The following is a 22,434-nucleotide window of genomic DNA, read 5'->3' on the forward strand; positions in this document are numbered from 1 at the left end:
GTGACAACCACGATTTCCGGGGAATTGACCCGCCCGGGTCTCGGTGGTGGATTTCGGGATCTTCGCCAGTCCAGTTTTCTGCTGAAACTGCTGGTCCGGAAGGAACTGAAAGTCCGCTACCGCGGCTCCGTTCTGGGTCTCCTCTGGTCCTATGTGAAGCCCGCCGTGCAGTTCATCGTGTTCTATGTGGCCTTGGGCGTCTTCCTGGGCCTGGAACGCAGTGCACGCAACCCGGACGGCCTCTCGAACTATGCCGTGTATCTCTTCTCCGGAATCGTGCTGATCAACTTCTTCTCCGAAGCCCTCGGGAACTCCGCGCGATCGATCGTGAACAACGGCAACCTGATCAAGAAGATCTATCTTCCCCGGGAGCTGTTTCCGGTGGCGTCGGTCTGGGTGTCGGCCGTGCATTTCTTCCCCCAGCTCGTTGTCCTGGTGATCGGATGCGTCGTTGCCGGGTGGCATCCGGACGCGTTCCAGCTCTTGGCTGCGGTAGGCGGTTTCGCCATTGTGGGCTTCCTGGCCACTGGGCTCGGGCTGTTGTTCGGGGCCGCCAACGTATATTTCCGTGATTCGGAAAACCTCGTTGACATGCTCCTGATGGTGGCGACCTGGGCATCGCCCGTCATGTACTCCTGGACGATGGTGGAATCAAAGCTGGGCCCGGGGTTCTTCGCCCTCTACCAGGCAAACCCCATCACGGTGGGCGTCGAGCTGTTCCACTATGCCTTCTGGTACCCCACAACTGACGGTTCGGCCGCGATGCCGCCGAACCTGTTCAGTCTGTGGCTGCCGGTCGGCATGGTCATTTCGCTGGTGGTCCTGGCTCTGGGACAGCTAACTTTTCGGCGGCTTGAAGGCCGCTTTGCCCAGGAGCTCTAAATGGCAAACGCGATTGAAGTTTCCAATGTCAGCAAGGAGTTCGTGCTCCGCCACACCCGTTCCATCAAAGAGGCGGTTGTCTGGCTCGTGAAGGGCCGCAAGGGTGATCTTTCCAAGAAGTTCCACGCCCTGAAGGACGTCTCCCTGATGGTGGAAACGGGGGAGACCGTGGCGCTGCTCGGCCTCAACGGCTCCGGCAAGTCCACCCTGCTCAAGCACATCTCCGGCGTGATGCTCCCGGATTCCGGCAGCGTGTATACGCGTGGCCGCGTGGCCGGGCTGATCGAGGTGGGGGCGGGTTTCCATCCTGACCTGTCCGGCCGCGACAACGTGTACCTCAATGGAGCGATCCTGGGGATGACGGAGAAGCAGATCAACGAACGCTTCGACGCGATCGTCGAATTCTCCGAGATCGGCGAATTCATCGACACGGAAGTCAAGTTCTATTCGTCCGGCATGTACCTGCGCCTGGCGTTTTCCGTGGCCGTCCACACCGACCCCGAGGTCTTCCTGATCGACGAGATCCTCGCCGTCGGAGATGAACCGTTCCAGCGCAAGTGCATAGCCAAGATTCAGGAGCTGGCCGGGCACGGCAAGACACTGGTGGTTGTCAGCCACGACCTTGACCTGGTGTCGCGCATCTGCGCCCGGGGTGTCTATCTCGAGCATGGCAACGTATTATTCGACGGACCTATTGATGAGGCCGTTGCCCGGCTGCGGGCCTAGGCGGTACCGCAGCCGGTGACGGCAGCGCAGCTGAAGGGACCATGTCCACTGGACATGGTCCCTTCAGGTTCCCGGCAAGCGCACATAGCGCAAAATAACGATGACGTTGTTTGAACACAGAAAGAGAACCGTGACCTCTTTGCCGTCGGCGGCTGTCCTGCCCCAGCCCCAGGGTTCCCCCGAGCGTACCGGCCCCGCCGGCCCTGCGGGCGCTTCCAGCGCGGGAAGGAACGGCCGGCGACTGGACATCCAGGGGCTGCGCACCCTGGCGGTGGGCATGGTGATCATATATCACGTCTGGCCCGGTATTCTCCCCGGCGGCTTTGTCGGCGTCGACGTCTTTTTCGTCATCTCCGGCTTCCTGATCGTGGGATCGCTCGTCCAGGAACTGGCGCGTACCGGACGCATCCGGCTCTCCATCTTCTACGCGAAACGGATCAGGCGCCTGCTGCCCGCTGCCACCACGGTTCTGCTGGCGACCATGCTGGGCGCCGTGGTCCTGCTCCCGCAGAACCGTTGGCAGTCCATTTCCCTGGACGTCATCATGTCCGCCCTGCAAGTGCAGAACTGGAACCAGGCCTTCAGCGTGGACAGCTACGCCGCGGCGACCGCCCTGGTGTCCCCGGTGCAGCACTTCTGGTCCCTGGCGGTGGAGGAACAGTTCTACCTGATCATTCCTGTCATCCTGCTGGCGGGAGTGGCCGTCACGGTGAAACGTCGCCTCCGGATCGAAACCGTCTCCTTATGGATCCTGGTGGTGGTGTCGGTGGCGTCCTTCGTCCACAGCGTCGTCTTCTCGTCCGCCCAGCACGACATGGCGTACTTTGCGACCACTACGCGGATCTGGGAGCTGGGCGCCGGGGGCATCGGCGCCCTGCTGATTCCCAAATTGCGCCTGGGCCCGGTGCGGGCGTGGCTTTCGGGCTGGATCGGTTTGGGCGTGATCGTCTTTTCCGCGATGGCCCTCTCCGTTGCGATGGACTTCCCGGGCAGCATCGCCCTCCTGCCCGTCGCGGGGACATTCCTGCTGCTCACAGCCGGTTCGCCGGCGGCCGGACCGGCCACTCCGGGCAGCCCGGTCGGCTACTCGGCAAGCCGGGTCCTCAGCCTGCGGCCAGTGACCTACATCGGTGATCTTTCGTACTCCTTGTACCTGTGGCATTGGCCCGTCGTCGTGTTCTACGTCTTCCACCTCGGCCGGGCCCCGGGCGTCTTCCAGGGCACCGCGATGGTGGCCATCAGCCTGGCGCTGGCGGCCGCCTCGTACCACCTCGTCGAGCAGAAGTTCCGGCACGCGCCGGCCGTCCAGGGGCCGTCGCCGCGGCCTGGACGGTCGGGATTGCTGCGCCGGAACGCCTTCGTCCTGGCGGCAGGACTGCTCGTGGCGTCGACGGTGGCGGCTGCGGTGCCGTGGGGCGTCGTCGAAGCCAAGTCGCAGCAGCTGAGCGGGGCCTTGGATTTGCGCGACTATCCTGGCGCGACGGCGTTTGATCCCGTCCGGCCCGCCGCCGTCCCCGACGGCGTGCCCGTCCGGCCCGATCCCGCCGTCGCCATGAAGGATGTGCCCCTGACCTGGACGGAGACGTGCGGGAAATTCAATCCGGCCGTCACCGGGGCCGACCAATGCGTCTTCGGCGCGCCGGACGCCACCCAAACGGTGGTCGTCGTCGGGGACTCACACGCCGCGCAGTACGTGGATCCGCTCGTGATTGCCGGCGCAGCCGGGGGCTGGAAGGTGCAGGCCATGGTCCGGAACGGTTGCCCCTTCACGGCAGCGCCGGCGATGAATGGCACCACGGTGTACCGCAGTTGCTCCGAACAGAACAAGGCCACGTTGCTGCGCATCCTGCAGGTGCGGCCGCGGTTGGTGGTGGTATCGGGAATGGCGCCGGCCGGCTACCGCGAAGCCCTCAACTGGACGTGGGGCAGCCCGGAACAACTCGTCAAAGGCTACGTCCAGCTCTTGAAGCCGCTCCGGGAAGCCGGGATCCGCGTGGCTGTGGTGCCTGACACGCCGTATCCGGATTTTTCGGCGCCGGACTGCGTTCAGGTCAACGGACGGGATGCGCCCGAGTGCCAGTTCACGGCATCCGACGCCGCCGCAGACCCCCTGCAGCTGGCCGGAGCACTCGTGCCCGGCGTCGAGGTTCTTGATATGTCCGCCTACTTTTGCCGGCAGGGAATCTGCCCGGCCGTCATCGGCAACGTGCTCGTGTACCGGGACAACCATATGACCAACACCTTTGCCAAGACGCTGGCACCGGCGCTGGCCCGGCAGCTCAGCTTCTAGCCCACGGCCGCGGGGCGGGCGCCGGGGCAGGCTGCGGAACCTGCCCCGCGGCGGCAGGGCAGGCTGCTGGGTTCAGTTCCCGCAGGCGGTGACTTTGTAGAGCTTCGCCTCGCCCTGGCTGTCGATGAGCTGCACGCCGGGGTTCGCTGCGAGATTGCGCAGGCCGGCCGGAGTGTGGTCTCCGCCGTGGACTTCGACCGGGCCGAAGTCCAGGATGTAGTAGGCATTCGCCGCCCGGACCGCCTGGCACACGCTGGCGTCCGTCGTCACATTGCCGATCGAATCGTAGATCCGCTGAACATCCGGGGAGACGTAGCTCATGACATGGAGCTGGGCGGACTTGCGCTCGCCCAGCGCGTAGGACAGCGCCGCACCGGTGTACGGGTTGTCGATCAGCAGCGCATTTTCGGGAACAGTCTGGGGCAGGCGCTTCATGAGCTGGAGTTCGTCGGTGGAGACCAGCGGCGAATCGGCGGCGAGCCTGTAGTTTCTTGAGCCCTGCTCGACCTCCAGCTCCAGGCCGCCCTGCTGTCCCAGTGCGATGGCGGCCAGCACGATGGCGGCGATGCCCACGGACCGGTAGGCTGCCGTTCCGGCGCGCCCCCAGCGCGGAGAGCCGTCCAGGGCCAGCTCGATGGCCTTCGACCGGCCGCGCATCGCCAGGATGCGGCGCCCTGCCCAGTCAACGCCGACGGCGACCAGCAGGACCGCAACCAGCGGCAGCAGGGCGGCAATCCGGTAGCTGTCGTTGTACCAGACGCCGGTGAGGAAGTCCCGGGTTTCCGACTTGGTAAAGCCGGAGACCACAACGAACAAGTAGGTGAACAATGCGAAGACGCCTGCGATCCACACCCGCTGCCAGCGGTCCTGGAAGCAGGCCCAGAGGCCGAGGAATACGAGCGGTGCCACAAGCCAGGCCAGTGCGAGGCCGTCGGGGGAGATGGTGACGGCTTCGCCAATGGCCTTCGGAATGCTCTGGTACGGGCCCCAGAACGACGCCTCGGGCGGTGGGCGCAGATTGGTCCACAGCAGGTCGAAAGCGACGGCGTACCCGGCGACCGGCAGCGCCAGCCTCAAAACGTACGAGCGGGCGCGGGCCTGCTTCCGCCGAAGGGCAGCCGCAGAGCGCCACACCAGCGTCACCACCATGGGCAGCGTCCACGTCAGCCAGGCCATGAACGTCGTGGGATGGGCGACAATCAGGCCGGTGAGCGCCAGCAGCAGGGCCAGTATCGAGGCGAGATCGCGGCGGACAAGTCCGGGCGTCAACCCGGCACACGCCGCTGCCAGGGCGACGCTCGAGGGCAGGACGCTAATGGCCAGCAGGTTGGGATACAGGACCCCGAAGTCCATCATGAGCAGCGGGAAGGCACCCAGCGACGCCGCCGCAATGCCTGCGGCGACCAGGGCGGCCGGGCGTCCCCCCACCACGGACCGCGCCAGCAGGAGGCACCCCAACGGCCAGAAGACGGCAGCGAGGACGATGCTGGTGATATTGACGGCGAGCGGGACGCTCGCGCCCGTCGCCATGGCGACGAGGGTGGCTACAGCGTTCCAGCCGGCCGGGTAGGCGCCGCCGCCGGTCATGGCACCCAGGGTCAACGACGACGCCTGGCCGGTGTCCAGGGCAAACCTGACCGAATTCAGGTGGAACACGGCGTCATACGTCTGGGAAATGGCCTGCGGGCTGCCGATGAGGTGGACGCTGTGGACGGCGAGGAGCCCTCCGGCGATGACGGCTCCGGCCAGCGCCGCGAGGTCGCCGCGGACGTCCGGCACCCTCAGCGGGTTCAGGCCGGTTGCGGCCGGGCCGGAGGGACGGAACCGCGCCGCCCACAAACCGAGCAGGGACAGAGCCACCGCCACCGCGGCCACGGGGAGCAGCCCGAACCTCACCTTCAGGAACGGGGCCAACGTGGAGGTGATGACCACAACACCGACAGTCAACGCGGGGGCAAGCGCCAGGGCGCTGAATCCCCTGAACCGCAGGGCAACGGAGATGATCAGCCCGGGCAGGATCAAGACAGCGCAGGCGATCAGGACCTGCGGTAAGACGGACATCCACATGGAGGGTTACGGCTCCAGGAGTTCGAGCAGGTACGCGCCGTACCCGCTCTTGATGAGCGGCTCGGCGCGCTGGCGGAGTTCGTCATCGTTCAGGAAGCCTTGGCGCCAGGCGATTTCCTCCGGGGCACCGATCTTCAGGCCCTGCCGGTTCTCGACCGTGCGGATGAAGTTCGACGCGTCGTTGAGGTCATCGAAGGTTCCGGTGTCCAGCCAGGCGGTGCCGCGGGGCAGGATTTCGACGCGGAGCTTGCCCCTTTCGAGGTAGGTCCGGTTGACGTCGGTGATTTCCAGCTCGCCGCGGGGCGAGGGCTTGAGATCCTTGGCGATCCCGACGACGTCGTTGTCGTAGAAGTACAGGCCGGGGACGGCGTAGTGGGACTTGGGCCGCTCCGGCTTTTCCTCCAGCGAGACGGCCTGGCCGGCGTCGTCGAACTCCACGACACCGTAGGCTTTGGGGTTCTTGACCCAGTAGCCGAAGACGGCGCCGCCGTCGATGTTTTCATGCTTGCGCAGCTGGGTTCCCATCCCCTGGCCGTAGAAGATGTTGTCACCCAGCACCAGGGCGACAGTCTCGTTGCCGATGTGCTCCTCGCCGAGGATGAAGGCTTGGGCCAGTCCGTCGGGGGACGCCTGCTGGACATAGCTCAGGCTGATGCCGAACTGCGAACCGTCGCCGAGGAGGCGCTTGAACTGCTCGGCGTCATGCGGGGTGGTGATGATCAGGATGTCCCGGATGCCGGCCAGGATCAGCGTCGACAGCGGGTAGTAGATCATCGGCTTGTCGTAAACCGGGACGAGCTGCTTGCTGATGCCGTGGGTGATGGGATGGAGACGAGAACCGGTCCCGCCGGCAAGAATAATTCCGCGCATGGTATACATCCTCTCCTACCGGTCTGCACTCGGCCAAACCCGTGGAAGGCCCGGCGGCCCGGCCTCCTGGGCGGTGTCAGGCCGTATGCCGGCGCCCGGTCCGGCCGCGGAGGCCGTCGGCGGTACCGCGGAGCGCCGAGCCGAGCCGGGCGGAGCGGCCGGGCGCCAGCAGGGTCACGATCAGCAGATGCCGCAGATCGCCCCACATACCGCCGGCCACCCAGGCGGGATACCGGACCGCGTACCGGCGGCCCGTGACGAGGCGGTTCCTGAAGATGTAGTAGTAGCGCCAGGTCGCGGCGGTGCGCACCTGCAGCGGGCGGCCGCCCGCCGCGACGGGCCGGCCGAACACCTTGGCCTCCACCATCGTCCCGAGGGAGTGGTCGAACTCTGCCGCCGCGAGGATGGTGGGCAGGCCCGCAGCGAGTGCGCGGTAGTAGTACTCGGTGTCGACCAGGTCGATGAAGAGCTCTTCCCAGAACCCGCCAAGGACGTCCAGCGTGCCGGCCGGGATCAGGAGGCCCGACTGGATCGGCTCCCGGCCCAGGGCGACGCCGTTCCGGGTCCCGGCGCGCAGCACCGGGTTTCCGTGGATCCTGGACGGGGAGATGAGGCCGGGCTCGACGCCGGCCGCCCGCGCGTCCGCGGCGGCGCGGCGCAGGGCCTGCACGTAGCCCGCGGGCAGAAGCGAGTCCTGGTCCACGGTCAGGATGTAGTCCGGGTTGCCGTGTCGGCGGGCCGTGCGGATGCCGGCGTTCAAGGCGGCGCCGATGCCAGCGTTCTGCGGGAGGCGCACCACTTCTGCGCCGGCCGCGGCCAGCGCGGCGAAGATCGGCTCGTAGCCGGGGCCGCCGCCGTCGTCAACCACCACGACGGCGTCCACCTGCTCCCGCAGCGATTCGACGTTGCCGATCAGCGCCGCCGTCGGCCGGAATGCGGTGACGACGCCGGTGACGCCGGTGGCGCCCGTGGCAGGGACGGGGGACTCGCCAGTCACGTGGGGATCGCTCACTTTCCGAAGGAGTGCCGCAGGAGGATGCCGAGCGTCCCGGAGGCACTTTGCCGGAGCGTGCCGGCGAGGATCAGGAGTGCGTGGGCACGGGACGTGAGCCGCAGCCGGGCGGCGCGGGCCGCCTTGCGCCAGCCCTTTGCCGTGCACAGCGCCGCGGCCAAGTCGAAGAAGTCGCGCTCACCGATGAACCGGGACCCGTCGACGAGTTTCGCGGACGACGCGCTGCTGGTGTGCCGGCGGTATTCGAAGCAGATATCGGGGACGATCAACAGTTCGGCCCCGCCAAGCACCATGTCCATGACGAGGGCGAGGTCCTGGATGACGGGGAAGCCATCACGGAAGTCATAGTCCCGGATCCGGTCGCGGCGGAAGGCCAGGGAGGGCCAGTAGAGCCAGTCGCCGTGCAGGAGGCTTACCGCCAGCCGCTCGCCGCCCACAAGCCGCGACCCGGTGCCGCGCGGCTTGACCAGCCGCTGTTTGACGATGTCCACCAGGGGGACGGAGGGTTTGCCGTCCTCGTCGATGATCTGGACGCCGGGCTGGATAATCCAGGCGTCGGGGAATTCGGCGTGGGCGCGCAGCACGACGTCCACGAAGTTCGGCAGCAGAAGGTCGTCGCATCCCATGACCACCAGGACGTCCTGGCTGGCCAGCGAGACGCAGGTCCTGAAGTTCTCGGTGATGCCCTCGTTCTTTTCCTTGCGGATATAGGTGATCCGGGGGTCGTCCGCGGCTTCGACGTAGCGTCTAACGTCGTCGCCCGGGTAGGCGTCGTCAACCACCGTCAGGCGCCAGTCCGGGCTGGTCTGGGCCAGGACGCTGTCGACGGCCTGTTTCATGTAGTTAACGTCGCCCCAGTAGGGGATAAAGATGTCCAGTGCCACCGGGGCCTCCTACTTCGTCGTCGGCGTCGCCGGAGCGTCGCCGTCCTGGGCGGACATGCCCTCGACCATGGTCCGGAGGATGGCCACTTCCTCCGCGAGGGTGCGCGTCTCGTCCTCCACCACGGACAGTTCCCAGGACAAGTGCAGGCAGACACCGAGCAGCAGCAGGATGCTGATGATGAACAGCAGATTGGAGGGCAGCTGGACGCCGACGCGTTCGGCCACGATCGTCAGCAGGCTCGGAAATGCGGCCAGAACCAGCGTGCCGATTCCGACGAAGAGCCAGAGTGCTGCGTATTTCTCGCGAAGCTTCTTCCGGCGGAGCATCTCGAAGACGACGCCGACGATCGCCAGGGCAAGGAAAAAGGCGGGCCAGTTGCCCATTAGACGGCTCCTTTGGCGGCCAGCGCGGGGTCGGAAATGGTGGACCGCTTTCGGGTCAGGGCGAACATGAGGGCGAAGACGGACCGGCCGAGGTAGACGGCGGACTTGACGGGGTTGTGGCTGGGAGTACCGCCTTGGCGCGGGCGCATTTCCACCGGGACCTGGGTCACCCGGCAGCCGGAGCGGATCGCCACCACCAGGGAGTCGATGGTGTCGCCCAGATACTCCGCGGGGTAGTGGTCCAGGTACTGGTTGATGGCGCGGCCGTTCGCGGCCCGGAAGCCGCTGGTCACGTCCGTGAGCCGGGTCTTGGCCAGTGCTGAGATGACCTTGGCGAGGAGCTGCATGGCCCACTTGCGCGGGCCGCTGACCGAATAGTCGCCGCGGTCGGCAAAGCGGGCGCCGATGGAGATGTCGGCGTGCTCCAGGCCTGCCAGGACCTCGTGGATATTGCGGGGATCGTGCTGTCCGTCGGCGTCCACCTGGATCACGCGCTGGTAACCGAGGCGCTGGGCGTACTTGAAGCCGGCCCTCATGGCGCCGCCGACCCCCAGGTTGAACGGCAGCGTCAGGACGGTGGCGCCGGCGTCTTTCGCGACCGCCGCGGTGGCATCCGTGGAGCCATCATTGACCACCAGGACATCGTAGGGCCGGCCGACACTAAGCACTTCCCGGACGGTGTTCCCCACGGACTCGGCTTCGTTCCACGCCGGCATTATGACCAGCACACGGGTCGAGTCAAGAATTTTCATAGTTCTCCAATATATCAACGGCCCGGAGGCGGCTGACGGAGTGGGCGGCGTCCGGTTCGGGATTGGTGATCACCCGGCGGAATGCGGCGTTGACGGCGGCGACCGGGCGCGGGCATCTGTCGATCACGCTGCTGATCCTACCTTCCGGCCCCGGCCGCGGGCGCCCGCGGGCAGGATCCGGAGGGAGGGACGCAGCAGGCCAAGGAACAGGAGGGCTTCGCTCACGGCCATGCCCAGGGCGACGCCGGGAACGTTGGCCGCCAGTCCGGCCGCCACCATGAGCAGCACGCCGACGACGGCGGAAACCGCGGTCCACAACAGCACCGACTTCTGGCGCTGGGCGGGGATCAGCACGTTCCGGATCAGGGGCGTTGATGAGGAGATGAAGAAAAAGGACACCCCGTAGAACAGGCACGTCAGGGTGTCCGCGCGGACGGCTTCGCCGAACATCACCCCGGAGACCCACGGGCCGAACAGCGTCAGGAAGATCCCGCCGGCAAGCCCCAGGACCGCGTGGGCAGCCATGGCCACGAAGTGGCGGCGGCGCGGGTCGGCGGCGTCGTGTTCCAGGGTCCAGCCCTGGAACGTGTTGCCGAGCGCCACGATCGTGAAGAGCCCCAGGCGGTAGATAGAGTCCGCCGAGGCGAAACCGGCCGTGGCTGCGGCCGACGGCACCGTCGCGGTGGCGATCGGAACCGGGGACGAGCCGTAGGCGCTTCCCGTGAAGTTGATGCCGGCCGTGCCCGCGGTGGGCACGATCTCCCGCACGACCTTCCGCGGGCTCCGGGGCAGCCAGGTCCGGGGTTCGCCGAACCGGCGGTGGAACGCGACCAATGCCACCAGCGTCGTAATGACCGAGACCAGCCCGTACGTCCAGACCTGTCCGGTGAGCAGGATGACCGGGGCGCTGAGGATGGCCGCGAAGAAACGGGGGAGCGTGTCGTAGACGGCGAGGATCCGGGGCTGGCCGGTGCCGATGCCGTACCAGGCGGGCGAGAATCCGGTCAGCGCCGTGGCCCAGGCCATGGTGATGGCGTCGAGGCGGAAACCTTCACGGGCCACGAGCGCGACGATCACGCTCATGACGGGCAGGACGATCACCGCGAGCAGGATCCGCGAACGGACGCTCCTGGAATACAGGGCCGCCCGCAGCGGGAAGGCGCCGGCGCGGGCAATCTCGACCGGGCCGGAGATGTTCCAGCTCCAGAGAATGATGGTGGACGCAAAGATGCCAATGGCCTGGCCGGAGGTGATGCTGGACCAGCCGGCGGCCCCCACGACGCGCGAAACGACCGGCAGGAGCAGGAACGGCAGGACCAGCGCCAGCAGCGGCAACAGGGTGAAGCCTGCAAGCCTGAACAGAACGGGTCTCATGCGGTGCGGTCCTCGTGCTGGGGGGCTTGACCTAACGATGATACGCGATTGCCCTGCACCGGCCCCTGGCGCGGGAGTCGCCTAGAGTGGTTCGCATGAACGACGAGAATGGCCCCGGCGTGCCGAAGATCAGGGCCAGCGTGTGCATGGCCACCTACAAGGGTGCGGCCTTTGTTCGGGAGCAGATAGCGTCCATCCTCGCCGAGTTGGGTCCCGACGACGAGCTCGTCGTGGTCGATGATGCGTCCCCCGATGAGACTGCCGCGATCGTGGAGGGCATCGATGATCCGCGGATCCGCCTGGTCCGCTCGCCTGTCAACCGGGGGTACGTGCGCAGCTTCGAGGAGGCGATCCGGCTGAGCCGGGGGGAGTACGTGTTCCTGTCCGACCAGGACGATGTCTGGATTCCGGGACGGCTGGAGCTGATGCTCGCTGCCTTGTCCGGTTCCTTGGTGGTCGCGAGCAATTTCGACATGTTGGGCGGCGGGAGCCGGCCCTGGATTCCGCGGCTGAAGTCCGCGGACTCGCGGCGGCACCTGGCAAACTTGTTCGCCATCCTGATCGGGTACCGGGCCTACTACGGCTGCGGCATGGCCTTCCGCCGGGAGGCTGCCCGCTACTTCACCCCGATTCCCGCTTACGTCCGGGAATCACACGATCTCTGGCTGGCCATCTGCGGCAATGTCGCCGGATCGATAACCCACCTTGACGAGTCGACCATTTACCGCCGGATCCACGAATCGAACCAGACGCCTGCCGGCCTGCGGTCGCTGCCGAAGATCGTCGCGGCCCGCGTGATGCTGGTCCGGCTCATGGTCGAAGCCCTCCGGAGGACCCGCCGGCGGGTCTGAGCCGGCAACGGCCTTTCGGTAAGCTGGCCTCATGCAGAAACTCCTCGTCACCGGCGGCGCCGGATTCATCGGCTCCAATTTCGTCCACTACGTACTGGAGAACACCGACCACCACGTCACGGTCCTCGACAAGCTCACCTACGCGGGCAATGTGGAGTCGCTGGCGGGCCTGCCGGCGGACCGCTTCACGCTGGTGCAGGGCGACATCTGCGACGCCGCTGTGGTGGAGCGCCTGGTTGCCGGGTCCGACGTCGTGGTGCATTATGCCGCGGAATCCCACAACGACAACTCGCTGCATGATCCGCGCCCGTTCCTGGACACCAACATCATCGGGACCTACACCCTGATCGAGGCCGCACGGAAGCACAACAAGCGCTTCCACCACATCTCCACCGACGAGGTCTATGGCGACCTTGAGCTCGATGACCCGGAGCGGTTCACCGAGAGCACGCCCTACAACCCCTCCAGCCCGTATTCCTCCACCAAGGCGGGCTCGGATCTGCTGGTCCGAGCCTGGGTGCGGTCGTTCGGCCTGCAGGCCACCATCAGCAACTGCTCCAACAACTACGGCCCGTACCAGCATGTGGAGAAGTTCATCCCGCGCCAGATCACCAACGTGATCGACGGCATCCGTCCCAAGCTGTACGGCAAAGGCGAGAACGTCCGCGACTGGATCCACGCCAACGACCACTCGTCCGCTGTCCTGGCGATCATCGCCAAGGGCCGGATCGGGGAGACCTACCTGATCGGCGCCGACGGCGAGAAGAACAACAAGGACGTCGTCGAACTGATCCTCAAGCACATGGGCCAGGCGCCGGATGCCTACGACCACGTGGTGGACCGGCCCGGCCACGACATGCGGTACGCCATCGACTCCTCCAAGCTGCGCGAGGAACTCGGCTGGGAGCCGCAGTTCTCCAACTTCGAGGCCGGCATCGAAGACACCATCGCCTGGTACCGGAACAACGAGGACTGGTGGCGGCCCCAGAAGGCCGCCACGGAAGCGAAGTACAAGGAACAAGGCCAGTAGATTATGTCGATCGAGTTCTCGAAGAAGCTCACAGCGCACGAAACCCCGATCCCCGGCGTCGTCCTCTACGACCTTCCCGTCCACGGTGACAACCGGGGCTGGTTCAAGGAGAACTGGCAGCGGGAAAAGATGGTGGCGCTTGGCCTGCCCGACTTCCGTCCCGTGCAGAACAACATCTCGTTCAACGAATCCGCCGGCACCACCCGCGGCATCCATGCCGAGCCGTGGGACAAGTTCATCTCCGTGGCGACCGGCAGGATCTTCGGCGCCTGGGTGGACCTGCGCGAAGGCCCGACCTTCGGCGCCGTGTTCACCGCCGAGATGGACCCCAGCCAGGCCATCTTCATTCCCCGCGGGGTGGGGAACGCCTTCCAGACGCTGGAGGACAACACCGCCTACACCTACCTCGTCAACGACCACTGGTCCGCCGACGCCCAGGGCCAGTACACGTTCCTGAACCTCGCCGACGAAACCGCGGCCATCAGCTGGCCGGTGCCGCTGGACCAGGCCGAGCTCTCGGACAAGGACAAGGCACACCCGCGCCTGGCGGACGTCACGCCGATGCCGCCGAAGAAGGTCCTCGTGGTCGGCGCCAACGGCCAGCTCGGCAAGGCGCTGCGCCGGCAGTACGACGGCGACCCGTCCGTTGAGTTTGCCGGCCGGGACGAGTTTGACCTCGGCAGCGAGGACGCCTTTGCCGGACGGAACTGGAAGAACTACTCCACGATCATCAACGCCGCGGCCTACACCGCGGTGGATGCCGCCGAGTCGGCCGAGGGCCGCGCGGCCGCCTGGGCGGTCAACGTCACGGCCGTGGCGCGGCTGGCCCGCACCGCCGTCGAACACGACCTCACCCTGGTGCACGTGTCCTCGGACTATGTCTTCGACGGCACGCGCGCCACGCACGACGAATCGGAGCCGGTGGCGCCGCTGGGCGTCTACGGCCAGACCAAAGCCGCGGGCGACGCCGTCGTCAGTGTGGTGCCCCGGCACTACATTGTGCGCACCAGCTGGGTGATCGGTGAGGGCAACAACTTTGTCCGCACCATGGCCTCGCTGGCCGAGCGCGGCATCGAACCGTCAGTGGTTGACGACCAGATCGGGCGGCTGAGCTTCACCGAAGACATCGCCGCCGGCATCCGGCACCTGCTGGAATCAGGCGCCGAGTACGGCGTCTACAACCTCAGCAACGACGGCGAGCAGCAGTCCTGGGCGGACATCGCCGCGGACGTCTACGAACTCTCCGGCAAACCGCGGGAGGCCGTGACCGGTGTGAGCACCGAGGAGTACTTCAAGGGCAAGGCCGTCTCGCCGCGGCCGCTGAACAGCGCCCTCACGCTGGACAAGATCAAGGCCACCGGGTTCACCGTGCCCTCCGCGGCTGAGCGGCTGAGCGACTACCTCGGTTCCTGATTTATTGGCCTTTTAACGGTCAGCCCCGGGCACCACAACGCAGACCGGCCCCCGCATGTGCGGGGGCCGGTCTGCGTTGTGCGTGGTGCGCCGCCAGCCAGGGCGGCTAATTCCAGGGCGGCTAATAGGTGAGCGTTTGGCACCCCAGCAGGGAGTTGTTCAGGCTCAGCATCGAGACCGCGACACCGTAGGCGCACACCCGGTACGGGCCGCGCTGGGTGATGGGGACCGATGACGTGAAGCCGTGGTTTCCGACCGTGTCGAGGGCCCGGTTGACGTCCGGGCGCTTCTGGTCGGCCATGAAGGCGTATCCCTTCCGGACGCCGTCAGGCGAGGTCACGTAGACGTGGTCCGGGATCGATGAGGCCGGGAAGGACGGATCCAGGGTCCAGCCCGAGGCCCTGATGGAGGCTTTGCCGCTGGCGACCTGGATTGAGGCCGCATCCAGGTAACCCATGGTGGCCGGGGTTGGGCTTGCGCTGATGGACTTGCAGCCCAGCAGCGTATTGCCGGCCGTGACCGGGGCGATGCCGATGGCGTAGGCGCACACGGTGTACTTCCCGGCACGGGTCAGCGGGACGGAGACCTGGAAACCGTGGTCACCGACCGTGTGCAGCGCGGCATTGACGTCCGGGCGCTGGCGGTTTGCGGTGAAGGCGTAGCCGGGATTGGTTCCGTTGGGCGACTGGACGTAGACGTGCACGGGCACGCTCTTCCCTGGCTGCACCGGATCGAGTGCCCATCCGCTCACCTGGAAGTTCGCCGCGTTGGGCGCCAGGGTGAGGGACACTGAATCGTAGGAGCCGAACGGTGCCGGGTTGGCCTGGACATTTGTGGTCCTGCAGGACAGCAGCACGTTGGCGTTTCGCCCGATCCCGTAGACGCACGCACGGTACGATCCCGGAACGGTGGCTTTGACCTGGTAGTCGAAGCCGTGGGCCAGCCCCAGGCCGGTCGCGTCCGCCACATCCTTCCGGGCGACGTTGGCCGTCATCCGGTATCCGGTGGTTTTCCCGGCCGGGTCGGTGACGTAGGCGTCGGCGTAGCTGGAGACCGAGGGGTTGGCGAGGTCGGCCGCCCAGCCCTTGAGCTGCAGCGTGACCTTGTCGGCCGTGCGGACCTGGCCGAAGCTGTCGAAGGACCCCGTCGGTGCCTCCACCCCGGTGGCCCGGAGTGACTTGCAGTCCAGGAGTGTGTTGCCGAAGGATCCGATGGCGTAGGCGCAGACCTTGTAGGTGCCCGAAGCCGTGATCCGGACCGTGCCGTCGAAGCCGTGCAACGGACCGTAACCGAGTGCCTGGTCAACGTCCGGCCGGGGCTTGTTGGCCTGCCAGGCGTAGCCCTTGGTGGTTCCGGACGGATCAGTGACGTAAATGTGGGTCTGGATCGAGGACGATGTCCTGGCCAGGTCTGCCGACCAGCCCCGGGCCCGCAGGGAGACCGCGGCGCCGTCGCGGGTCACGGAGACATCGTCGAAGGAGCCGGTGGGCAGCGGCGTCCCGGCGAAGCGCTGGAGTGAGGCGTAGTCGCCGTTCCAGATATTGGAGTCGCCCACGAACGGCCCGGTGCTGCTGTATTGCCACATGCTGAAAACGCTCCAGCTGGAGGGGACGGGCCCGGCGTTGTCTGTGGCGGAGAGCGGGTATGACGCGACCCACAGCGGGTAGTCGCCGAAGCCCGGCGCGTTGGCCGTGCACTGGTTCCACCACGACGTGTTGGTGTAGATGACGGGAAGGCGGCCCGTGAGGGCCCGCATGGTGTTCCCGAAGTCGCGCACCCAGGACGTCAGTTGCGAGGGGGACATGCCGTAGCAGGTGTTGCCGAAGTAGAAGCCGTTGATGGTGCGGCCGGCGTAGGGGTTGAATTCGAAGTCGAGGACCGGGGGCATGGTCCGCCCGTCGGCACTCCAGCCGCCGCCGTTCTGGACGAAGAAGCGTGCCTGGTCTGCTCCCGAGGACCAGTTCGGGATCGCGAAGTGGTAAGCGCCCCGGATCATGCCGACGCTGCGGGCGCCGTCGTACTGGGCGGCGAAGGAATCGTTGGTGAAGTAGTTGCCTTCGCTGGCTTTGACGTAGGCGAAGCGGGCGCCCATGTTCCACTGGCTCTGCCAGTTGACGCTGGTCTGGTGGCCGCTGACGTCCAGGCCTTTGACGCCGTACGACGGCGACCACGTGCCCTGCGTGGTGAGCGATTCAATGGCGGCTGACTGGGTGGTCGCCTTCAGAAGTGGCGAGGGAGCGCTGACCCGGGCGGAGCGCTGGCCCATCTCGGCACCACCGGGGCCGACCGCCGCGGCCATGGCCGCCCGGTCCTTGATGGCGTCCGGCGCCGCCGCGGCCTGTGCCGCTGCCTGCGTTGCCGTCGGTGAGGGGGCCGGTGAGGGGGCCGGTGCCGGGGCGGTCGTGGCGGCCGGGCGGGCCGTTGCGGATGGCGCCGGAACGGTGCTCGTGACCTTCGGCGTCGGGGTGGCAGCCGGCGTGGCGGACGCGGTGGCAGACGCCGAGGGCGTGGCCGGCGGCTCGACGGCGGTTGCCGGCGCCGGAACACCGGTGATGGCCAGCAGGGTGGCGGCGAGGAGGATGGCCCCGGCCCGGCGGCATCGGTGGCTGGTGGGGGGATGTGGGGTGCGCTTCATGTTCCGCTCCGGGGCAATGGCACGCTGTGGGAGCCGCGCCACACGGTCTCGCGCCCGAGGGGCTACGAGGAGAGCTGGCCGGGCTGAGAGAATGTCTGACTTAACGCGCTCACCCTAACACCGGCCGACATCCGAGACCAGTGATTCAAGTGTTGCCAAAGTGAAAGTTGTCATGTTGAAACCTGCCGGTTATCCACATGGGCGCCCGGCACCCCTTGTCGGGCCGGTGGCCCGCCCCTAGTTTTAACCCCATCGCCCCGAGACACGGGCGGCAGTCATATGGGGGTCCGCGTGGAGGCTGTACGCATTGTTGAGGACGAGGTCCGTGAACTGATCCGCCGGCGGGGCCTTGACCCCCTGCGGGAGTCCGGCGAAGTCCGGCGCCTGGTCGAGGCGGCGGTCAGCGACTACGACGAACGGGCCCTTCTGGCGCCGCTGCCCCCGCTGGGCCCGTTGGAGTCGGCCCGGAGATTTGTCTTCGACGCTGTGGCGGGCTTTGGTGCACTCCAGCCACTCCTGGACGACCCGGGCATCGAGGAAATCTGGCTCAACGCGCCGAATGAAATCTATGTGGCGCGCAATGGCGAATCGGAGCTGACCTCCGTTTCGCTGACGGACCAGCAGGTCCGGGACCTTGTGGAACGGATGTTGAAGAGCTCGGGCCGGCGCCTGGACATGTCCTCCCCGTTCGTGGATGCGGCGCTCCCGGACGGCTCCAGGCTGCACGTCGTGATCCCGGACGTCACCCGGCGTCACTGGGCCATCAATATCCGCAAGTTCGTGGTCAAAGCCAGCCGGCTCGAGCACCTGGTGGAGCTGGGCACGCTGACCCCGCAGGCGGCCAGGTTCCTCGGTGCGGCCGTCGCCAGCGGCCTCAACATCCTGGTCTCGGGCGCCACACAGGCGGGCAAAACCACCATGCTCAATTGCCTCGCCGCCAGCATCGGCACCCGCGAACGGGTCATAACGGTGGAGGAAATCTTCGAGCTGCAGTTGCCGCTCCGCGACGTCGTCGGTCTTCAGTGCCGTCAGCCGAACCTGGAGGGGCAAGGCGAGATTCCACTGCGCCGCCTGGTCAAGGAGGCCCTGCGCATGCGGCCGGACCGGCTGGTGGTCGGGGAGGTCCGGGAGGCCGAGAGCCTGGACATGCTCATCGCTTTGAATTCCGGCCTCCCCGGGATGTGCACCGTACATGCGAACTCCGCCCACGACGCCGTGACAAAAATCTGTACCCTGCCATTGCTCGCCGGCGACAACATCTCGAGTGCGTTCGTTGTTCCCACTGTCGCGTCCTGCATCGACCTGGTGGTCCATTGCAGCAGGCACGCCAGCGGGCGCCGGCAGGTCACCGAGATCCTGTCCCTGGGCCGGCGGGTGGAAAACGGGATCATCGAGTCTTCCATGGTGTTCACGATGTCGGACGGGCAGCTTCTGCCCAAGGCCAACTCCATGCCCGCCGCGGAAAAGTTTGCCCGCTCGGGGTACGACGTCGCAGCGCTGCTGGAGCAGCGGTGATGGCGCCGCTGGTGGGGATGCTGGGCGGCGCCGGTCTCCTGCTGATCTGGTGGTCCGCGTGGGAGAAGCCTGAGAGCGTGCCGCGCAAGCCCCGGACCAGCCGGCTTGAGGACCTCCTGCGGTCGGCGGGCATCGAAAAGGTCAGCGCGGCAGGGCTGCTCGCCTCGTGCCTTGGGCTCGGGGCATTCACAACGCTCGCGTTCTTCGCAGTCACCGGGTCCTGGCCGATCTCGGGATGCTTTGGCCTGTTTGGCGGCTGGCTGCCGATGGCGATGGTCCGGTGGCGTGCCAGAAAGCGCACGGCTGTCCTCCGCCAGCTCTGGCCCGACGTCGTTGATCATTTGCGCTCAGCCATCAGGGCCGGCCTGTCACTGCCGGAGGCCCTTATCCAGCTGGGCGACAAGGGCCCCGTGGAGCTTCGCCACGTGTTTGTGGACTTTGGCTCCGACTACCGGTCGGGAGGCCAATTCGATCCCTCACTCACCCGGCTCAAGGACCGTCTGGCCGATCCCGTGGCGGACCGGATTGTCGAGGCCCTCCGGCTCACCCGGGAGGTGGGCGGCTCGGACCTCGGGAGGCTGCTGGGCACCCTCGCGGAGTTCTTGCGGGAGAGTGCCAGGACCCGGAGTGAACTGGAGGCAAGGCAGTCCTGGACCGTCAACGCCGCACGCCTCGCGGTCGCTGCGCCCTGGATTGTCCTGGTGTTGCTGGCCAGCCGTCCTGAGGCCGTGATGGCGTACAACACCCCGGTCGGCGCTGCCGTCCTTTTGGGCGGCCTGGCCGTCTCCCTGCTGTCCTACGCCCTCATGCTGCGCATCGGGGCGCTGCCGGAAGAACAGCGGGTCCTCCGATGACCGGGCTGATGGCTGGCGCCACGGTGTGCGGGGCTGTGCTCGGGGCCGGACTGTGGCTGTTCCTCGTCCGGCTGCCTTTCATGCGCCCAACGACGTTCGTGGAACGTATCGAACCGCAACTGCGAACCCACAACCTGGAATCCCGGCTTCTGCGCACCGCCCCGCGGAATGTCACGCCGTTTGGGCCGCTGGAACGAATCCTCCGCCCGGCGATCCGGGACGGTGCCAGGTCCCTGGGCCGGATCAACCTTGGATCAACAGCCTTGAACCGCAGGCTTGCCCGCGCCGGCAGCACCAAAACAGCCGTAGACTTCCGGGCTGAACAGCTCCTGTGGGCGGCGGGCGGCTTCGTCCTGGCGATAGGAGTTGTGGCGCTCGCCGGCTCGGTCGGCCGCTTCAGCCCGTTCGTCGCCGTCGTGGCCGTCGTGGGAAGCGCCGTCGGCGGATTCCTGCTCCGGGACTACCTGTTGGGCGCGCACATCAAGAAACGGGAGACGCGGATGATGGCGGAGTTTCCGAGCATCGCCGAACTCATGGCCCTGGCCGTCAGCGCCGGCGAAAGTGCCACCGGTGCCCTGGACAGGGTCTGCCGCAGCGCGCGGGGTGAACTGTCGCAGGAATTCGGCCGTGTCCTCGCCGAGACCCGGTCCGGGAAGCCCCTCGTGGAAGCCCTCCACGAGTTCTCGTCCAGGACCGATCAAGGGCCGCTGCTCCGTTTCGTGGACGGGATGATCGTGGCCGTCGAACGTGGAACACCCCTCGCCGACGTCCTCCGGGCGCAGGCACAGGATGTCCGGGACACAGCCAAGAGGGAGCTCATGGAATCCGCCGGCAAGAAGGAAATCGGCATGATGGTGCCACTTGTCTTTGGCGTTCTTCCGCTTACGGTCATCTTCGCCGTCTTCCCCGGTCTGGCCGCCATCAGTCTCGGACTCTAGGCGCCGCGCACGACGACGACCAACAGCCGGGGGCGGCCCACCCGGCCGGCACGGGCAGGACCCAAGAAAAGTCATACGAGGAGGGAACAGGATACGAAGAACGCCCTGCAGCTCGCCGGCCAGCCTGGCGTGCAGCACGATCCGCCGGCGACACATCGCGAACCATCAGATCCAAAAACAGGACTCCAGGAAAACAGAAAATCCAAAAAACCAAAACCAGGAAAGAGGACACGGTGAAGAACTTCGGAACCCGGGCGGCATTGGCGGCCTGCGCGCTCAGCATGTTGACCTGGTGGTCTGCTCCGTCGCGACCGCGGGCGGGGGACCACTCTGACGCGGGAGTCGCCCATTCCCAGCGCGGCGACGTCCCCGGCTGGGTCATGATCACCCTCATGTCGGCTGTCCTCGTGGCCGCCCTGCTCGCCCTGGCCGGTCCTGCCCTCGAGGGACTCTTCAACCAGGCCATGGACAAGGTCGGACAGTAGGCAATGGCAGCCCTGGGCGGGGGGACCGGGCGCCACGGCAATAGCCGGCAGCACCGCAAGGATGTTCAGCGCGGCGCCGCCGTGGTGGACTTCGTGCTGATCGGTGCCATGCTCACCTTGCTCTTCCTCGCGATCGTCCAGCTCACCCTGGTACTTCACGTCCGGAATACGCTCATCGACGCCGCCGCCTCGGGCGCCAGATACGGCACGCTGGCCGACCGCAACGGCGGGGACGCCAGGGACCGGACTGTCCAGCTGATCACCGCGGCGCTCAACCCGGATTTCGCCCGGGACGTGGCCACGAGCGAATCGACGTTCCAGGGCATCCGCACACTGGAGGTGACCGTCCGGGCACCCCTGCCGGTCATCGGCTTCATCGGTCCGCGGGCGCTCTTGGAGGTGAAGGGCCATGCGGCTATCCAGCGTTGAATGGCCGGAGCCCGGCACCTCGGCGGAAGAGGGGAGCGCCGTGGTCGAGTTCGTCTTCCTGTCCGCGCTGCTGATGGTGCCGCTGGTGTACTTCATCATCACCGTCGCTCAGATCCAGGGCGGGTCGTTCGCGGTCGTCGGCGCCGCTGACCAGGCCGCCAAGGTCTACGTTGCCCAGCCGGACGCCGCGAGCGGACGGGCCGCCGCCGAGCAAGCCGTGCTGCTGGCGCTCGCCGACTACGGCCAACCGGGGGAAAACGCCAGCGTCGACACCCGCTGCGAGCCTGCCGACTGCCTGGCTCCCGGCTCGGCGGTGACGGTCACCGTCCACCTCTCAGTGCCCCTGCCGTATGTGCCGTTCAGCGACGCACTGCATCTGAACGCGAGCCAGCTCAGCGCGTCGGCAACCCAACTGGTGGGCAGGTTCCGGTGAGAGCCCGGCCCCGGGGCCGCCGGCAGGAGGGGCAGGTGCTGGTGCTGAGCATCGGCTTCATGCTGATTGCCCTGCTGGTCGCCACCGTCGTGATGGCGGCCTCCAGCGTCTACCTCGAACACAAGAAACTGCTCTCCGTCGCGGACGGCGCCTCGGTGGCCGCTGCGGACAGTTTCACGCTCGGCCAGCTGGGCAACGCCGGCGGTACACCGTCCGCCGTCCTCAGCGGGGCGAGGGTACGCAGCGCCGCCGTCGACTATCTGGGCCGCAATGGAGCGTTCGACCGCTTCAGCGCCCTAAGCGTGGCGCCCTCCACCGGCAGCCCGGACGGTGCCACCGCCGTCGTGGTGCTGAGCGCAGTCGTCCATCCGCCGGTGGTGAACTTCCTGGTGCCGGACGGCATCCGGATCGAGGCGACGTCGACGGCGCGCTCCCGCCTCAGCCGCTGAGCTGCGCCTCAGCCGCTGAGCTGCTGGCCCACCACCCCGGTTGCCCTATCACTAGATGCTGCCAAGCAGGCCTTCAGGCAACCCAAAGTGATAGGGCAACCGGCTGTAGGGCAAGCGGGCGGGTCAGGGGGCTAGGACACATAGCGTAGGCTTAAAAAACC

The 22,434-nt window shown here is 67.0% G+C and carries 21 protein-coding genes; 13 read left to right on the forward strand and 8 right to left on the reverse strand.

The features are described from left to right. From C566_RS0115265 to C566_RS0115275, 3 genes are all read left to right on the forward strand, one after another. A complete protein-coding gene (locus C566_RS0115265; RefSeq protein WP_018775221.1) occupies positions 1–882 on the forward strand; it encodes an ABC transporter permease in 882 nt (293 codons plus the stop codon). Further along, a complete protein-coding gene (locus tag C566_RS0115270; protein ID WP_018775222.1) occupies positions 883–1,608 on the forward strand; it encodes an ABC transporter ATP-binding protein in 726 nt (241 codons plus the stop codon). Between the two features lie 130 nt (positions 1,609–1,738). Beyond that, positions 1,739–3,898, forward strand: coding sequence for an acyltransferase family protein (locus C566_RS0115275; RefSeq protein WP_018775223.1), 2,160 nt, complete (start codon positions 1,739–1,741; stop codon positions 3,896–3,898). A gap of 72 nt (positions 3,899–3,970) precedes the next feature. Here the strand turns inward: C566_RS0115275 and C566_RS0115280 are convergent, their stop codons facing one another. The 7 genes from C566_RS0115280 to C566_RS0115315 form a co-directional block, all read right to left on the reverse strand. Continuing rightward, positions 3,971–5,959 (reverse strand): DUF6541 family protein, encoded by a 1,989-nt coding sequence (locus tag C566_RS0115280; RefSeq protein WP_155846901.1) that lies wholly within the window; start codon positions 5,957–5,959, stop codon positions 3,971–3,973. 12 nt (positions 5,960–5,971) lie between these two features. After that, positions 5,972–6,835: a glucose-1-phosphate thymidylyltransferase RfbA gene (gene rfbA, locus C566_RS0115285; RefSeq protein ID WP_026266741.1), complete on the reverse strand. Its 864-nt coding sequence runs from the start codon at positions 6,833–6,835 to the stop codon at positions 5,972–5,974. Positions 6,836–6,911: 76 nt separating this feature from the next. Further along, positions 6,912–7,847 carry a glycosyltransferase gene (locus tag C566_RS21615; RefSeq protein ID WP_018775226.1) on the reverse strand — a complete coding sequence of 312 codons (936 nt, stop codon included), beginning with the start codon at positions 7,845–7,847 and terminating at the stop codon, positions 6,912–6,914. Then, positions 7,844–8,731 (reverse strand): glycosyltransferase, encoded by an 888-nt coding sequence (locus C566_RS0115295; protein WP_018775227.1) that lies wholly within the window; start codon positions 8,729–8,731, stop codon positions 7,844–7,846. Before C566_RS0115295 ends, C566_RS21615 begins: the two co-directional genes overlap by 4 nt. A 9-nt stretch (positions 8,732–8,740) precedes the next feature. After that, a complete protein-coding gene (locus C566_RS0115300) occupies positions 8,741–9,115 on the reverse strand; it encodes a DUF2304 domain-containing protein (protein WP_018775228.1) in 375 nt (124 codons plus the stop codon). Beyond that, positions 9,115–9,867, reverse strand: coding sequence for a glycosyltransferase family 2 protein (locus C566_RS0115305; RefSeq protein ID WP_043423040.1), 753 nt, complete (start codon positions 9,865–9,867; stop codon positions 9,115–9,117). Before C566_RS0115305 ends, C566_RS0115300 begins: the two co-directional genes overlap by 1 nt. Positions 9,868–9,990: 123 nt before the next feature. After that, positions 9,991–11,241, reverse strand: coding sequence for a hypothetical protein (locus tag C566_RS0115315; protein WP_018775231.1), 1,251 nt, complete (start codon positions 11,239–11,241; stop codon positions 9,991–9,993). A gap of 95 nt (positions 11,242–11,336) precedes the next feature. Here C566_RS0115315 and C566_RS0115320 point away from each other — a divergent pair, with 95 nt between their 5' ends. Genes C566_RS0115320 through C566_RS0115330 form a run of 3 tightly spaced genes read left to right on the forward strand, consistent with a single transcriptional unit; the run spans position 11,337 to position 14,535 of the window. Further along, a complete protein-coding gene (locus C566_RS0115320) occupies positions 11,337–12,092 on the forward strand; it encodes a glycosyltransferase family 2 protein (RefSeq protein WP_018775232.1) in 756 nt (251 codons plus the stop codon). A 31-nt stretch (positions 12,093–12,123) separates the two neighbouring features. Further along, on the forward strand, positions 12,124–13,122 hold the full coding sequence (gene rfbB, locus C566_RS0115325; RefSeq protein ID WP_018775233.1) for a dTDP-glucose 4,6-dehydratase: 999 nt from the start codon (positions 12,124–12,126) through the stop codon (positions 13,120–13,122). A gap of 3 nt (positions 13,123–13,125) precedes the next feature. Continuing rightward, positions 13,126–14,535, forward strand: a complete 1,410-nt coding sequence (locus C566_RS0115330; RefSeq protein WP_018775234.1) for a sugar nucleotide-binding protein — start codon at positions 13,126–13,128, stop codon at positions 14,533–14,535. A 121-nt stretch (positions 14,536–14,656) separates the two neighbouring features. Here C566_RS0115330 and C566_RS0115335 read toward each other — a convergent pair whose 3' ends face one another. Further along, positions 14,657–17,170, reverse strand: a complete 2,514-nt coding sequence (locus C566_RS0115335; protein ID WP_018775235.1) for a lysozyme — start codon at positions 17,168–17,170, stop codon at positions 14,657–14,659. A gap of 291 nt (positions 17,171–17,461) precedes the next feature. On the opposite strand from C566_RS0115335, the gene C566_RS0115340 reads away from it, so the two are divergent. From C566_RS0115340 to C566_RS0115370, 7 genes are all read left to right on the forward strand, one after another. Next, on the forward strand, positions 17,462–18,685 hold the full coding sequence (locus tag C566_RS0115340; protein WP_026266742.1) for a CpaF family protein: 1,224 nt from the start codon (positions 17,462–17,464) through the stop codon (positions 18,683–18,685). Further along, positions 18,685–19,539: a type II secretion system F family protein gene (locus tag C566_RS0115345; protein WP_018775237.1), complete on the forward strand. Its 855-nt coding sequence runs from the start codon at positions 18,685–18,687 to the stop codon at positions 19,537–19,539. The genes C566_RS0115340 and C566_RS0115345 overlap by 1 nt, the downstream gene beginning before the upstream one ends. After that, a complete protein-coding gene (locus C566_RS0115350; RefSeq protein ID WP_018775238.1) occupies positions 19,536–20,477 on the forward strand; it encodes a type II secretion system F family protein in 942 nt (313 codons plus the stop codon). Before C566_RS0115345 ends, C566_RS0115350 begins: the two co-directional genes overlap by 4 nt. A 233-nt stretch (positions 20,478–20,710) precedes the next feature. After that, positions 20,711–20,962, forward strand: coding sequence for a hypothetical protein (locus C566_RS0115355; RefSeq protein WP_018775239.1), 252 nt, complete (start codon positions 20,711–20,713; stop codon positions 20,960–20,962). A 3-nt stretch (positions 20,963–20,965) separates the two neighbouring features. After that, positions 20,966–21,391, forward strand: a complete 426-nt coding sequence (locus C566_RS0115360) for a TadE family protein (RefSeq protein ID WP_018775240.1) — start codon at positions 20,966–20,968, stop codon at positions 21,389–21,391. Continuing rightward, complete coding sequence (locus tag C566_RS0115365) at positions 21,372–21,824, forward strand: hypothetical protein (RefSeq protein WP_018775241.1); 453 nt, start codon at positions 21,372–21,374, stop codon at positions 21,822–21,824. Before C566_RS0115360 ends, C566_RS0115365 begins: the two co-directional genes overlap by 20 nt. Positions 21,825–21,859: 35 nt before the next feature. Next, entirely contained in the window at positions 21,860–22,273 is a 414-nt protein-coding gene (locus tag C566_RS0115370; RefSeq protein ID WP_018775242.1) for a pilus assembly protein TadG-related protein, read from the forward strand. The last annotated feature ends 161 nt before the right edge of the window (positions 22,274–22,434 follow it).

Source organism: Arthrobacter sp. 131MFCol6.1 (assembly GCF_000374925.1).
GTDB lineage: Bacteria > Actinomycetota > Actinomycetes > Actinomycetales > Micrococcaceae > Arthrobacter.

Coding starts and splice junctions, on each gene's coding strand:
- C566_RS0115270 (WP_018775222.1), top strand. CDS start 883: ATGGCAAACGCGATTGAAGTTTCCAATGTCAGCAAGGAGTTCGTGCTC.
- C566_RS0115280 (WP_155846901.1), bottom strand. CDS start 5,959: ATGTCCGTCTTACCGCAGGTCCTGATCGCCTGCGCTGTCTTGATCCTG.
- rfbA (WP_026266741.1), bottom strand. CDS start 6,835: ATGCGCGGAATTATTCTTGCCGGCGGGACCGGTTCTCGTCTCCATCCC.
- C566_RS0115300 (WP_018775228.1), bottom strand. CDS start 9,115: ATGGGCAACTGGCCCGCCTTTTTCCTTGCCCTGGCGATCGTCGGCGTC.
- C566_RS0115305 (WP_043423040.1), bottom strand. CDS start 9,867: ATGAAAATTCTTGACTCGACCCGTGTGCTGGTCATAATGCCGGCGTGG.
- C566_RS0115315 (WP_018775231.1), bottom strand. CDS start 11,241: ATGAGACCCGTTCTGTTCAGGCTTGCAGGCTTCACCCTGTTGCCGCTG.
- C566_RS0115320 (WP_018775232.1), top strand. CDS start 11,337: ATGAACGACGAGAATGGCCCCGGCGTGCCGAAGATCAGGGCCAGCGTG.
- rfbB (WP_018775233.1), top strand. CDS start 12,124: ATGCAGAAACTCCTCGTCACCGGCGGCGCCGGATTCATCGGCTCCAAT.
- C566_RS0115330 (WP_018775234.1), top strand. CDS start 13,126: ATGTCGATCGAGTTCTCGAAGAAGCTCACAGCGCACGAAACCCCGATC.
- C566_RS0115335 (WP_018775235.1), bottom strand. CDS start 17,170: ATGAAGCGCACCCCACATCCCCCCACCAGCCACCGATGCCGCCGGGCC.
- C566_RS0115345 (WP_018775237.1), top strand. CDS start 18,685: ATGGCGCCGCTGGTGGGGATGCTGGGCGGCGCCGGTCTCCTGCTGATC.
- C566_RS0115350 (WP_018775238.1), top strand. CDS start 19,536: ATGACCGGGCTGATGGCTGGCGCCACGGTGTGCGGGGCTGTGCTCGGG.
- C566_RS0115360 (WP_018775240.1), top strand. CDS start 20,966: ATGGCAGCCCTGGGCGGGGGGACCGGGCGCCACGGCAATAGCCGGCAG.
- C566_RS0115365 (WP_018775241.1), top strand. CDS start 21,372: ATGCGGCTATCCAGCGTTGAATGGCCGGAGCCCGGCACCTCGGCGGAA.